The organism is Streptomyces sp. NPDC048270, assembly GCF_040652335.1.
GTDB lineage: Bacteria > Actinomycetota > Actinomycetes > Streptomycetales > Streptomycetaceae > Streptomyces.
Genome location: NZ_JBEZLV010000012.1, coordinates 105,028 through 119,113 on the forward strand (window position 1 = coordinate 105,028; position 14,086 = coordinate 119,113).

The following is a 14,086-nucleotide window of genomic DNA, read 5'->3' on the forward strand; positions in this document are numbered from 1 at the left end:
GGTGACGAGCCAGCGCGTGGCCACGGGGCTGGCGGTCACTTCTGCAGCGCTGCCTTCACCTTGAGCGGCTCCCACCAGGCGCGGTTCTCGCGGTACCACTCGATCGTGGCCTTGATGCCGTCCTCGAAGGTGACCTGCGGGGCGTAGCCCAGCTCGGCGCCGATCTTGCTGATGTCGATGGAGTAGCGGAGGTCGTGGCCCTTGCGGTCCTCGACCTGCTCGACCATCTCCCAGCCGAGGCCCGCCGCCTCGAGCAGGACGCCGGTGAGCTCCTTGTTGGTGAGCTCGGTGCCGCCGCCGATGTTGTAGACCTCGCCGGCGCGGCCCTTGCGCATGGCCAGGTCGATGCCGCGGCAGTGGTCGGAGACGTGCAGCCAGTCGCGGACGTTGCCGCCGTTGCCGTACAGCGGGACCTTCTTGCCGTCCATCAGGTTGGAGACGAACAGCGGGATGACCTTCTCCGGGAACTGGTAGTGCCCGTAGTTGTTGGAGCAGCGGGTGACCACCACGTCCATGCCGTGCGTGCGGTGGTAGGCCAGCGCGAGCAGGTCGGACGACGCCTTGGAGGCGGAGTACGGGGAGTTCGGCACCAGCGGCCACTCCTCGGTCCAGGAGCCCTCGCTGATCGAGCCGTAGACCTCGTCGGTGGAGATGTGGACGAAGCGGCCGACGCCGTGCTTGCGGGCGGCGTCCAGCAGGACCTGGGTGCCCACCACGTTGGTCATCACGAAGGGGCCCGCACCCGCGATGGAGCGGTCCACGTGGGACTCGGCGGCGAAGTGCACGACGACGTCGTGGCCGGCCATCACCTGGTCGACGGCCTCGGCGTCGCAGATGTCGCCCTTGACGAAGGTGTATCCGGGGTGGTCCGCGACCGGCGCCAGATTCTCTTCGACTCCGGAGTAGGTCAGCTTGTCGAAGACCGTGATCCGGGCCGAGGCATCTGCACCGAGCTGCTGGCGGACGAATTCTGAACCGATGAAGCCGGCGCCGCCGGTCACGAGGATGCGCATAATACGAAGAGTCTAGCCGCCCGCCGAACGTCACATGCCCTGGGCTCGGCTCCCCCACGCCCTCTCGCATAGGGTTCTCCCCATGCGTGGAATCCTCTTGGCCGGTGGTACCGGATCCCGACTCTGGCCGCTGACCCGGGCAGTCTCGAAGCAGTTGCTGCCCGTCTTCGACAAGCCGATGATCTACTACCCCCTCTCCACCCTGGTGATGGCGGGCATCAGCGAGATCCTGATCATCACCACTCCGGAAGACCGCGACCAGTTCGAGCGGCTGCTCGGCGACGGTTCGCAGTTCGGCCTGCGGCTGGAGTACGCCGTCCAGGAGCGTCCGGAGGGCATCGCCCAGGCCTTCGTCCTCGGCGCCGACTTCATCGGTGACGAGTCCGTCGCGCTCATCCTCGGCGACAACATCTTCCACGGCAGCGGCCTCGGCACGCGCCTGGCCCAGCACACCGGCGCCAAGGGCGGCCGGGTGTTCGCGTACCCGGTGGCGGACCCGACGGCGTACGGCGTCGTGGAGTTCGACGAGAAGGGCCAGGCCATCTCCATCGAGGAGAAGCCGGTCAAGCCCAAGTCCCGCTACGCGGTGCCGGGCCTGTACTTCTACGACAACCAGGTCGTCGAGATCGCCCGCGGCCTGAAGCCCAGCGCCCGCGGCGAGCTGGAGATCACGGCCGTCAACGACGCCTACCTCCAGGCCGGTGAGCTGAACGTCACCATCCTCGACCGCGGTACGGCGTGGCTGGACACCGGCACCTTCGTCTCGATGGTCCAGGCCTCCGAGTTCGTCCGCGTGATCGAGGAGCGCCAGGGCTTCAAGATCGGCTGCATCGAGGAGGCGGCCTGGCGGGCCGGCCTGATCGACTCCGCGCAGCTGCGCGCGCTCGCCGAGCCCCTCACCAAGAGCGGTTACGGCGACTACCTGCTGACCCTGCTCGACGAGGAGGCCGCGCGATGAAGTTCCGCGAGCTCTCCATCGAGGGCGCCTTCGAGGTCACCCCGCAGCTGCACGGCGACCCGCGCGGCCTGTTCACCGAGTGGTACCGCTTCGACCGGCTCGCCGAGGTCGTCGGCCACCCGCTGAACCTGGCGCAGGCGAACCTCTCGGTCTCCGCCACGGGCGTGGTCCGCGGCATCCACTTCGCCGACGTGCCGCGCGGCCAGGCCAAGTACGTGACCTGCGTGCGCGGCGCCGTGCTCGACGTCATCGTCGACCTCCGGGTGGGCTCCCCCACCTTCGGCCGCTGGGAAGGCGTCCGCCTCGACGACGTGGACCGCCGCGCGGTCTACATCCCCGAGGGCCTGGGCCACGGCTTCTGCGCACTGAGCGACGACGCCACGCTCTCGTACCTCTGCTCGGAGACGTACAACCCGACCGGCGAGCACTCGGTTCACCCGCTCGACGCCGACCTCGGCATCGAGTGGCCGGCCGACGTCCCGCAGCTGTCCGCCCGTGACGAGGCCGCTCCCTCGCTGGCCGAGGCCATCGCCTCCGGGCTGCTGCCCGACTACGCGGCCTGCAAGGAGTTCACCGAGTCGCTGCACGTGAGCTGACCGGCTCCGCTCCGCCCGCCCGTACGAGAGAGGGCCGCACCCCGACCGGGGGTGCGGCCCTCTTGCGTTGTCCACGGCCGTCGGGGAAGCCGGGGAACGCCGAAGGGCCCCGTCCCTCCGCCGGAGCGGTGGGACGGGGCCCTCCAGTGCAACTTGGTGCTCGGTGACCGAGCTACCAGGTCAGAACACGAATTACTTCGTGATCTTGGTGACCTGGCCGGCGCCCACGGTACGACCACCCTCACGGATGGCGAACTTCAGGCCCTCCTCCATGGCGACCGGCTGGATCAGCGCGACCGTCATCTCGGTGTTGTCGCCCGGCATGACCATCTCCGTGCCGGCCGGCAGGGTGACGACACCCGTGACGTCCGTGGTACGGAAGTAGAACTGCGGACGGTAGTTGTTGAAGAAGGGGGTGTGACGGCCACCCTCGTCCTTCGACAGGATGTAGGCCTGGGCCTCGAACTCGGTGTGCGGGGTGACCGAACCGGGCTTGATGATGACCTGGCCGCGCTCGACGTCCTCGCGCTTGATGCCACGGAGGAGCAGACCGACGTTCTCGCCCGCCTGGCCCTCGTCGAGGAGCTTGCGGAACATCTCGATACCGGTGACGGTGGTGGTGGTCTTCTCTTCCTTGATACCGATGATGTCGACGGTCTCGTTGACCTTCAGGACACCACGCTCGATACGGCCGGTGACGACCGTACCGCGACCGGTGATCGTGAAGACGTCCTCGACGGGCATGAGGAACGGCATCTCGGTGTCACGCGGCGGGGTCGGGATGGCCTCGTCGACGGCGTCCATGAGGCCGATGAGCTTGTCGCCCCACTCCTTGTCGCCCTCGAGCGCCTTCAGCGCGGAGACGCGGACGACCGGCAGGTCGTCGCCCGGGAAGTCGTACTCGGAGAGCAGCTCACGGACCTCGAGCTCGACGAGCTCCAGGATCTCCTCGTCGTCCACCATGTCGGCCTTGTTCAGGGCGACGACGATGTACGGAACGCCGACCTGGCGGGCCAGGAGCACGTGCTCCTTGGTCTGCGGCATCGGGCCGTCGGTGGCGGCGACCACGAGGATCGCGCCGTCCATCTGCGCGGCACCGGTGATCATGTTCTTGATGTAGTCCGCGTGACCCGGGCAGTCGACGTGGGCGTAGTGACGCGCCTCGGTCTGGTACTCGACGTGCGCGATCGAGATGGTGATACCGCGCTGGCGCTCCTCAGGAGCCTTGTCGATCTGATCGAAGGCCGAAGCCGCGTTCAGGTCCGGGTACTTGTCGTGCAGCACCTTGGTAATGGCGGCCGTGAGGGTCGTCTTACCGTGGTCAATGTGACCGATGGTGCCGATGTTGACGTGCGGCTTAGTCCGCTCGAACTTCGCCTTCGCCACGGGGGTCCTCCTGAGAGTGGTTCTGTACGCCTTACAGATCGGCGCCAGGTGATCTTTGCTGGATAGCCGGTTCCCCCGGGGCAACGGGAGGGGTGCTCCTGTTGCCCCAGAGGCTCCGGTGGCAAGCCTAAAGCGTGAACTCGGAAGAGTTACTCGCCCTTGGCCTTCGCGATGATCTCCTCGGCGACGTTCCGGGGAACCTCGGCGTAGGAGTCGAACTGCATCGAGTAGCTGGCGCGACCCGAGGTCTTGCTGCGGAGGTCTCCGACGTAGCCGAACATCTCCGAAAGCGGCACGAGGCCCTTCACGACGCGAGCGCCGTGACGCTCCTCCATGGCCTGGATCTGGCCACGGCGGGAGTTGATGTCGCCGATGACGTCACCCATGTAGTCCTCGGGCGTGGTGACCTCTACGGCCATCATCGGCTCGAGGAGCACGGGAGAAGCCTTGCGCGCGGCCTCCTTGAAGGCCTGCGAACCGGCGATCTTGAAGGCGAGCTCGGAGGAGTCGACCTCGTGGTAGCCACCGTCGAGAAGCGTGACGCGAACGCCCGTCATCTCGTAGCCGGCCAGGATGCCGAACTGCATGGCCTCCTGCGCACCGGCGTCGACCGAAGGGATGTACTCCTTCGGGACGCGTCCACCGGTGACCTTGTTCACGAACTCGTACGCCGGACCGTCGGTCTCGGTGATGGGCTCGATCGCGATCTGCACCTTGGCGAACTGACCGGTACCACCGGTCTGCTTCTTGTGGGTGTAGTCGTGGCGCTCGACGGCCTTGCGGATCGTCTCGCGGTACGCGACCTGCGGCTTGCCGACGTTGGCCTCGACCTTGAACTCGCGCTTCATACGGTCGACCAGCACCTCGAGGTGCAGCTCGCCCATACCGCCGAGGATGGTCTGGCCCGTCTCCTCGTCCGAGTGAACGTGGAAGGAGGGGTCCTCCTCCGCGAGACGCTGGATGGCGACACCCAGCTTCTCCTGGTCACCCTTGGACTTGGGCTCGATGGCGACCTGGATGACCGGAGCCGGGAAGTCCATGGACTCCAGGATCACGGGCTGCTTGTCGTCGCACAGCGTCTCACCGGTGGTGGTCTGCTTCAGGCCCATCACGGCGACGATGTCGCCGGCGCCCACCGAGTCGATCTCCTCACGCTTGTTCGCGTGCATGCGGTAGATCTTGCCGATGCGCTCCTTCTTGCCCTTGACGGAGTTCAGCACCGCAGTGCCGGCCTCCAGGCGGCCCGAGTAAACCCGGACGAAGGTGAGCTTGCCGAGGTGCGGGTCGCTCATGATCTTGAACGCGAGCGCGGCGAGGGGCTCCTCGTCGGACGGCTTGCGCTTCACGACCACCTCGGCGTCGCGGACGTCGTGGCCCTCGATGGCCTCGATGTCCAGCGGCGACGGCAGGTAGCGGACGACGGCGTCGAGCAGGGGCTGGACGCCCTTGTTCTTGAACGCCGTGCCACAGAACACCGCGGTGATCGTGGGCTCGCCCTTGCCCTTGCCGGAGCCGAGGATGATGCGACGGACGGCGGCGTGCAGCTGCTCCACGGACGGCTCGTCGCCGTTCAGGAAGAGCTCCATGATCTCGTCGTCGTTCTCGGCGACGGTCTCGACGAGCTTCCCGCGCCACTCTTCAGCGGCCTCGGTGTGCGTGTCGGGGATGTCGACGATGTCGTACATCTCGCCCTTGGTCGCCTCGGCGGACCAGACGAACGCCTTCATGGTGACCAGGTCGACGACACCCTGGAAGTCGGCCTCGGCACCGATCGGGAGCTGCATGACGATCGGAACCGCGCCAAGGCGGTCCTTGATCATGTCGACGCAGCGGTGGAACTCGGCGCCGGTGCGGTCCAGCTTGTTGACGAAGCAGATGCGCGGGACGCCGTAGCGGTCCGCCTGACGCCAAACGGTCTCGGACTGCGGCTCCACACCGGCGACACCGTCGAACACGGTGACAGCGCCGTCGAGGACGCGGAGCGAACGCTCCACCTCGACGGTGAAGTCCACGTGACCCGGGGTGTCGATGATGTTGATGGTGTGGTCGACGTCCTCGAGCGGCCAGTGGCAGGTCGTCGCGGCGGACGTGATCGTGATGCCGCGCTCCTGCTCCTGCTCCATCCAGTCCATCGTGGCAGCGCCGTCGTGGACTTCACCGATCTTGTAAGACACACCGGTGTAGAACAGGATGCGCTCGGTGGTGGTCGTCTTGCCCGCGTCGATGTGGGCCATGATGCCGATGTTGCGCACCTTGGCCAGGTCAAGCGAAGTGGTAGCCATATCGGCTCAGTCTTCTCTCGGTCTCGATGTGGGTTGGGACTACCAGCGGTAGTGCGCGAAGGCCTTGTTGGACTCGGCCATCTTGTGCGTGTCCTCGCGCTTCTTGACGGCAGCGCCAAGACCGTTGGAGGCGTCGAGCAGCTCGTTCATGAGGCGCTCGGTCATGGTCTTCTCACGACGGGCGCGGGAGTAACCCACGAGCCAGCGGAGGGCCAGGGTCGACTGGCGACCCGGCTTGACCTCGACGGGGACCTGGTAGGTCGCGCCACCGACACGGCGGGACTTGACCTCGAGGGACGGCTTGACGTTCTCCAGCGCGCGCTTCAGCGTGATGACCGGGTCGTTGCCGGTCTTCTCGCGGAGGCCTTCCATGGCGCCGTAGACGATGCGCTCGGCGGTGGAGCGCTTGCCGTTCAGGAGGATCTTGTTGATGAGCGACGTCACCAGAGGAGATGCGTAGACCGGGTCGATGATGACCGGGCGCTTCGGGGCGGGGCCCTTACGAGGCATTCTTACTTCTCCTTCTTGGCGCCGTAGCGGCTGCGGGCCTGCTTGCGGTTCTTGACAGCCTGGGTGTCAAGCGCACCGCGGATGATCTTGTAACGAACACCCGGCAGGTCCTTCACACGGCCACCACGCACGAGCACGATCGAGTGCTCCTGCAGGTTGTGTCCCTCACCCGGAATGTAAGCGGTGACCTCGATGCCAGAGGTCAGACGCACACGCGCGACCTTACGCAGCGCCGAGTTCGGCTTCTTCGGGGTGGTCGTGAACACACGCGTGCAGACGCCGCGACGCTGGGGCGAAGCCTCGAGCGCGGGGGTCTTTGTCTTCTCGACCTTGTCCTGCCGGCCCTTACGGACCAGCTGCTGGATCGTAGGCACTACTTCTCCGGTTTCTGTGTGCCGTGTAGTGAAGCTAACCTGGAACTTTGCCGACCCACGCGGTCGGGTGTGTCGGATCCGGCGGACCTCCGCGCAAGCACGGAAACGCATGGATCGCGGTGGCCGATACGGGCTCTCCTGCGGTTGATGGACACGCACGGGAGCCCAGGCACACCCCAGGCACAAGGTCTGAGCGTACCTACCGCATCCCATCCGGTCAAAACAAAAGCCCGGGCGGGCGACCCCGCGGATCCCCACACCCCATGCGCCGCACGGGCGACACCCCCGCGCGGCCCCGCCGATTCGCGGATGTGGCAGGAGCGTGGTAGGGACGCCCAGGCCGGCGCCCGTACGAGCGTATGCGCGAGCGGCCGGCCCGCGGCCGACGTCGGCCGCACCCCGCCCCGGCGAACTAAACTTCCGAGGATTCAGCCCAAACGGCACGACCACCAGGGAGCGGGACATTGGGGACGGTCACCTCGGAGCCGGCGACGCAGGACAGCCCGCCCCCCGACGGCGGCCACGACCCCTCCCCGCCCCGCCGCCGGCATCCGCGCCTGGCACGCCTGTACGGGCCGCTGCTCGCCTTCCTCGTCACCTCGGGCGCCTTCTGCGCGGCCTGGGCCGCCCGCGGCACCTTCCCCTTCGGCAACACCGGCCGGGCCTTGAACGACCAGGCCAACCAGTACGTGCCGTTCCACCGCGCCCTGTGGGACCTGGCCCACGGACAGGCCGCCGGCGACCTGCTCTTCACCTGGCGCGGCGGCTTCGGACAGCAGTTCCTGTCCGACTACCACACCTACCTCGGCAACCCCTTCTCGTGGCTGGCCGTCCTGGTCCCCCGCGCCCACGTCGACCTCGCCGTCTTCGCGGTCACCCCGATCACGATGGGCACCGCCGCCGCCCTGATGACGGTGTACCTCGGCAAGCTGCACCCCGGTCCCTGGTGGCAGCGCGGCGTCCTCGGCGCCTGCTACGGCCTGTGCGGCTGGGCCCTCAGCGACGCCTCGTACATCCCCATGTGGCTGTGGGGCCTGGTCGCCCTCCCGATGCTCGGCATCGCCGTGGAGTGGTGCCTGGAGGGCCGCCGCTGGCCGGGCGCGGCCCTGCTGGTCGCGCTCGCCTGGTACGGGAACTTCTACACGGCGATGATGGCGACGATGGCCGCCTGCGTGCTGCTCGCCATCCGCCTGATCACCCTCGACATGACCGGCGCGCAGCGCCTGCGCGCCCTGTGGCGGGCCGCCACGGCCGCCGCGACCGGGATCCTGCTCACGCTCCCGCTGCTCCTGCCGTCCTTCCTGTCCAGCGGCTCGGCGCAGCCCACCCGGGCGGCCGCCTTCGACCCGGTCCGGATCGAGGTCTTCCTGGCGGGCATGCTCCCGGCCACCCACCTGTGGGGCGGCCGGCCGCGCCTGTACGTGGCCTCGCTCGGCCTGATCCTGGCCGCCACCTTCCTCTTCAACAGCGCCATCGCGAAGAAGACCCGCCTGGTGTGGGCGGCCGCGGCCCTGCTCGTCCTCCTCTCGTTCCAGTTCCCGCCCACCCAGTACGTGTGGCACGGGCTGGCGGTGCCGAACGGCAACCCGTACCGCGAGGCCTTCGTCTTCAGCGGGATGGTGGTCGTTCTGGCCTGGCTGGCCCTGGCCCACCGGCCGCGCCCGCTGCACCTGGCCCTGGCCGCCGCGCTGCTGGTCGCCGCCACCTTCCTGCTCCGGCACACGAACGACTTCGGCGGCTGGACCTGGCCGGCCGTGCTCGGCGGCGGGGCCGTCTCCCTGCTGGCCCTGGTCCTGCTCGCGCTGAGCGGGAGGCGCCGCTTCCTGCTCCCGGTGGCCGCCGTGCTGATGGTCGGCGTCGTCTTCGCCGAATCCACCGTGGCCGCGGCCAACGCGGACGCCCGCCGGGCCCGCGAGCGCTGGGCGAAGCCGACGGCGACCTCCAGCAAGTCGATCAGCGAGCACTTCGCCGCCGTCCGGGGCGTGGACGGCTGGCCCGCATACCGGACCGACTCCGGCGGGCCGCAGACCTCGTACAACGACGCCCTCGCGCTCCGCGCCGAGGGGCCGCAGTACTACAGCAGCTACCTCCCCGAGGCCACCTACCGGGCGCTGGAGCCCCTCGGCTACGGCTACAAGAACGACGGCCGGACCTTCTTCGGCGCCGACAACCCGGTCCTCGACGCGATCTTCTCGATCGGCGCCCGGGTCCGCCCGGGCACCGCCCCGGACAGCTGGACCGCCGCCACGTTCCCGGCGCCGCCCCTGGTCACGGTGCGCAGCGCCCCGTACACCTCCCCCAACCCGGCGGACAGCGTCTACGCCCGCCAGGAGAACGTCCTGGGCGCCACCGTCTACCAGGTCCCCCCGGTCACCCGCGGGGGCAGCGCCACCGAGCAGACGTACGCTGCCACCTGCGCCCCCGGCTCCGAGGCCTACTGGTACTCCCCCGCCCTCTACGGCACCCTCGCCTCCGGCGGCACGCAAAGGCCCCTCGAGGACCTGGTGACGGGTGTCGTGCCCCTCGGCCAGGTGCCCGCCTCGGGCCGGGTGGAGGTCACCGTGGACACCCGCACCCAGGGCGCCACGGCCGGCGAGCACCCCGTCGGCTGCCTGGACCGCGCGGCCCTGGACCGGCAGGTCGCCCACCTGAAGGCCACCGGCGCCACCCGGGTCACCACGGGCGGCCACACCCTCGAGGCCACCCTCCCCCGGGGCTCCACCGGCACCGCGGTCCTCGCGGTGACGGCCGTCCCCGGCTGGCAGTGCTCGGCCCCGGTCCAGAACTTCCACGGCCTGCTCGCCCTGCCCCTCACCCCCGGCCAGAACAAGCTCTCCTGCACCTTCACCCCCAAGGGCCTCACCCCAGGCCTGGCAGGCGGCACCCTCGCCCTCCTCCTCCTGGCCGCCACCACAGCCACCACCCTGCGCCGCCGCCGCACCTGAGGGCCCCGCCCCGGCGGCCGCCGCGCCCGAGCCCCCTCTCCGCCCCGGCGGAAACGAGAAAACCCCCCGCCGCTCCTCTCGGAGCGGCGGGGGGTTTTCTCTTACGAACCTTTAGCCGTTGTACGGGCCGTAGTCGTAGTCCTCCAGCGGGACAGCCTGGCCGGAGCCGGTGCCGAAGGGCGAGTAGTCGATGTCGTCGTAGCCGACGGCCGAGTACATCGCGGCCTTGGCCTCCTCGGTGGGCTCCACCCGGATGTTGCGGTAGCGGGCGAGGCCCGTACCGGCCGGGATGAGCTTACCGATGATGACGTTCTCCTTGAGGCCGATGAGGCTGTCGGACTTGGCGTTGATCGCCGCATCCGTCAGGACTCGGGTCGTCTCCTGGAAGGAGGCGGCCGACAGCCAGGATTCCGTCGCCAGCGAGGCCTTGGTGATACCCATCAGCTGCGGACGGCCGGAGGCGGGGTGACCGCCCTCGGTGACCACACGACGGTTCTCGGTCTCGAACTTCGACCGCTCGACCAGCTCGCCCGGCAGGAGCTCCGCGTCGCCGGACTCGATGATCGTCACGCGGCGCAGCATCTGCCGGATGATGATCTCGATGTGCTTGTCGTGGATCGACACGCCCTGCGAGTTGTAGACCTTCTGGACTTCGCCGACCAGGTGGACCTGGACGGCACGCTGGCCGAGGATGCGCAGCACGTCGTGCGGGTTGGTGGCACCCATGGTGAGCTTCTGGCCCACCTCGACGTGCTCGCCCTCGGACACGATGACCTTGGCGCGCTTCGAGATCGGGAAGGCCGTCTCGTCACTGCCGTCGTCCGGAGTGATGACGATCTTCTTCGTCTTCTCGGTCTCCTCGATCCGCACGCGGCCGGCGGCCTCGGAGATCGGGGCGACACCCTTCGGGGTACGGGCCTCGAAGAGCTCGACGACACGCGGCAGACCCTGCGTGATGTCGTCACCGGCCACACCACCGGTGTGGAAGGTACGCATCGTCAGCTGGGTACCGGGCTCACCGATGGACTGGGCGGCGATGATGCCGACCGCCTCACCGATGTCGACCAGCTTGCCGGTGGCGAGCGAGCGTCCGTAGCAGAAGGCACAGGTGCCGACCGCGGACTCACAGGTCAGGACCGAGCGGGTCTTAACCTCCTCGACGCCGTTGGCGACCAGGGCGTCGATGAGCACGTCACCGAGGTCGACGTTGGCCGGCGCGATGACCTTGCCGTCGATGACGACGTCCTCGGCCAGCATGCGGGCGTAGATCGAGGTCTCGACGTCGTCGGCCTTGCGCAGCACGCCGTCCTCGCCGCGGACGGCGATCTTCAGCTTCAGGCCGCGCTCGGTGCCGCAGTCCTCCTCGCGGATGATCACGTCCTGCGAGACGTCCACCAGACGACGGGTCAGGTAACCCGAGTCGGCGGTACGCAGGGCGGTGTCCGCCAGACCCTTACGGGCACCGTGCGTGGAGATGAAGTACTCCAGAACGGTGAGGCCCTCACGGAAGGACGCCTTGATCGGACGCGGGATGGTCTCGTTCTTCGCGTTCGACACCAGACCACGCATACCGGCGATCTGTCGCATCTGCATCATGTTTCCTCGGGCACCCGAGTCAACCATCATGAAGATGGGGTTCGTCTTGGGGAAGTTCGCGTTCATCGCCTCGGCAACCTCGTTGGTCGCCTTGGTCCAGATCGCGATGAGCTCCTGCGTGCGCTCGTCCTTGGTGATCAGACCGCGCTCGTACTGCTTCTGGACCTTCTCGTCCATCGCCTCGTAGCCCGCGACGATGGCCTTCTTGGCCTCGGGCACGACGACGTCGGAGATGGCCACGGTGACGCCCGAACGGGTCGCCCAGTGGAAGCCGGCCGCCTTCAGGTTGTCGAGCGTCGCCGCCACGATGACCTTGGGGTAGCGCTCCGCCAGGTCGTTGACGATCTCGGAGAGCTGCTTCTTGCCCACCGAGTAGTCGACGAACGGGTAGTCCTCGGGCAGCAGCTCGTTGAAGAGCGCGCGGCCCAGGGAGGTGCGCAGACGGAAGCTGTCGCCCGGCTGGAACTCCTGCTCGCCCTCTTCGGCGACCGGCGGCACCCAGCCGCGCGGCGGGATGGTGCCCACCGGGAAGCGGATGTCGACGGACGACTGCAGCGCGAGCTCGCCGGCGTCGAACGCCATGATCGCCTCGGCCGTGGAGCCGAACGCGCGGCCCTCGCCCTTGGTGTCACGGAGCTCACCGTCGGTGGTCAGGAAGAACAGACCGAGGACCATGTCCTGGGTCGGCATCGTGACCGGACGGCCGTCGGCCGGCTTCAGGATGTTGTTCGAGGACAGCATCAGGATGCGGGCCTCGGCCTGCGCCTCCGCGGAGAGCGGCAGGTGCACGGCCATCTGGTCGCCGTCGAAGTCCGCGTTGAACGCGGTGCAGACGAGCGGGTGGATCTGGATGGCCTTGCCTTCGACCAGCTGGGGCTCGAAGGCCTGGATGCCGAGGCGGTGCAGCGTGGGCGCACGGTTCAGCAGGACCGGGTGCTCGGCGATGACCTCTTCGAGCACGTCGTACACGACCGTGCGGCCGCGCTCGACCATGCGCTTGGCCGACTTGATGTTCTGCGCGTGGTTCAGGTCGACCAGGCGCTTCATCACGAACGGCTTGAAGAGCTCCAGCGCCATGGCCTTGGGCAGGCCGCACTGGTGCAGCTTCAGCTGCGGACCGACGACGATCACGGAACGCGCGGAGTAGTCCACGCGCTTGCCGAGGAGGTTCTGACGGAATCGACCCTGCTTGCCCTTCAGCATGTCGCTGAGGGACTTCAGGGGACGGTTGCCGGGACCGGTCACCGGACGACCACGACGACCGTTGTCGAAGAGGGCGTCCACGGCCTCCTGGAGCATGCGCTTCTCGTTGTTCACGATGATCTCGGGGGCACCGAGGTCGAGAAGGCGCTTCAGACGGTTGTTGCGGTTGATCACGCGGCGGTACAGGTCGTTCAGGTCGGAGGTCGCGAAGCGGCCACCGTCCAGCTGCACCATCGGACGCAGGTCCGGCGGGATCACCGGCACGCAGTCCAGCACCATGCCCTTGGGGCTGTTGCTGGTCTGCAGGAACGCGGAGACGACCTTGAGGCGCTTGAGCGCACGGGTCTTCTTCTGGCCCTTGCCGGTACGGATGATCTCGCGGAGGCGCTCGGCCTCCTCCTCGAGGTCGAAGGACTCCAGGCGCTTCTGCAGCGCCGCGGCACCCATCGAACCGTCGAAGTACGTACCGAAGCGGTCGCGCAGCTCGCGGTAGAGCAGCTCGTCGCCCTCGAGGTCCTGGACCTTGAGGTTCTTGAAGCGGGTCCACACCTCGTCGAGGCGGTCGATCTCGCGCTGGGCGCGGTCACGGAGCTGCTTCATCTCGCGCTCGGCGCCTTCGCGCACCTTGCGGCGCACGTCGGCCTTGGCGCCCTCGGCCTCGAGCTCGGCCAGGTCGGTCTCGAGCTTCTTGGCACGGCCTTCGAGGTCCGCGTCGCGGCGGTTCTCGATCTGCTGGCGCTCGACGGAGACGTGGGCCTCCAGCGACGGGAGGTCGCGGGTGCGGCGCTCGTCGTCCACGAACGTGATCATGTACGCGGCGAAGTAGATGACCTTCTCGAGGTCCTTCGGCGCGAGGTCCAGCAGGTAGCCCAGGCGCGACGGGACGCCCTTGAAGTACCAGATGTGGGTGACGGGAGCGGCAAGCTCGATGTGGCCCATCCGCTCACGGCGCACCTTGGCGCGCGTGACCTCGACGCCACAGCGTTCACAGATGATGCCCTTGAAGCGGACACGCTTGTACTTGCCGCAGTAGCACTCCCAGTCCCGGGTCGGACCGAAGATCTTCTCGCAGAAGAGTCCGTCCTTCTCGGGCTTGAGGGTGCGGTAGTTGATGGTCTCCGGCTTCTTGACCTCGCCGTGCGACCAGGTTCGGATGTCGTCCGCGGTGGCAAGGCCGATCCGCAGCTCGTCGAAGAAGTTGACGTCGAGCACTGTGCGTCAAT

General features: G+C 68.1%; 9 protein-coding genes. 3 read left to right on the forward strand and 6 right to left on the reverse strand.

The features are described 5' to 3' along the window. Positions 1-35: 35 nt before the first annotated feature. Positions 36-1,013 (reverse strand): dTDP-glucose 4,6-dehydratase, encoded by a 978-nt coding sequence (rfbB, locus tag AB0D66_RS13720; RefSeq protein ID WP_362301451.1) that lies wholly within the window; start codon positions 1,011-1,013, stop codon positions 36-38. Between the two features lie 82 nt (positions 1,014-1,095). On the opposite strand from rfbB, the gene rfbA reads away from it, so the two are divergent. Further along, on the forward strand, positions 1,096-1,971 hold the full coding sequence (gene rfbA / locus AB0D66_RS13725) for a glucose-1-phosphate thymidylyltransferase RfbA (RefSeq protein WP_362301454.1): 876 nt from the start codon (positions 1,096-1,098) through the stop codon (positions 1,969-1,971). Continuing rightward, positions 1,968-2,567: a dTDP-4-dehydrorhamnose 3,5-epimerase gene (gene rfbC, locus AB0D66_RS13730; protein WP_362301457.1), complete on the forward strand. Its 600-nt coding sequence runs from the start codon at positions 1,968-1,970 to the stop codon at positions 2,565-2,567. Before rfbA ends, rfbC begins: the two co-directional genes overlap by 4 nt. 192 nt (positions 2,568-2,759) lie before the next feature. Here rfbC and tuf read toward each other — a convergent pair whose 3' ends face one another. The 4 genes from tuf to rpsL form a co-directional block, all read right to left on the reverse strand. Further along, on the reverse strand, positions 2,760-3,953 hold the full coding sequence (gene tuf, locus AB0D66_RS13735; protein ID WP_362301459.1) for an elongation factor Tu: 1,194 nt from the start codon (positions 3,951-3,953) through the stop codon (positions 2,760-2,762). A gap of 149 nt (positions 3,954-4,102) precedes the next feature. Then, entirely contained in the window at positions 4,103-6,235 is a 2,133-nt protein-coding gene (gene fusA / locus AB0D66_RS13740) for an elongation factor G (protein ID WP_362301462.1), read from the reverse strand. A 39-nt stretch (positions 6,236-6,274) separates the two neighbouring features. Then, positions 6,275-6,745, reverse strand: a complete 471-nt coding sequence (rpsG, locus tag AB0D66_RS13745; protein WP_007265894.1) for a 30S ribosomal protein S7 — start codon at positions 6,743-6,745, stop codon at positions 6,275-6,277. Between the two features lie 2 nt (positions 6,746-6,747). Continuing rightward, on the reverse strand, positions 6,748-7,119 hold the full coding sequence (rpsL, locus tag AB0D66_RS13750; protein WP_007265893.1) for a 30S ribosomal protein S12: 372 nt from the start codon (positions 7,117-7,119) through the stop codon (positions 6,748-6,750). Positions 7,120-7,583: 464 nt separating this feature from the next. Between rpsL and AB0D66_RS13755 the strand changes: the two genes are divergently transcribed. Then, a complete protein-coding gene (locus tag AB0D66_RS13755; protein ID WP_362301465.1) occupies positions 7,584-10,064 on the forward strand; it encodes a YfhO family protein in 2,481 nt (826 codons plus the stop codon). 111 nt (positions 10,065-10,175) lie between these two features. Here AB0D66_RS13755 and AB0D66_RS13760 read toward each other — a convergent pair whose 3' ends face one another. Further along, positions 10,176-14,075, reverse strand: a complete 3,900-nt coding sequence (locus AB0D66_RS13760) for a DNA-directed RNA polymerase subunit beta' (RefSeq protein WP_362301468.1) — start codon at positions 14,073-14,075, stop codon at positions 10,176-10,178. Positions 14,076-14,086: the final 11 nt, after the last annotated feature.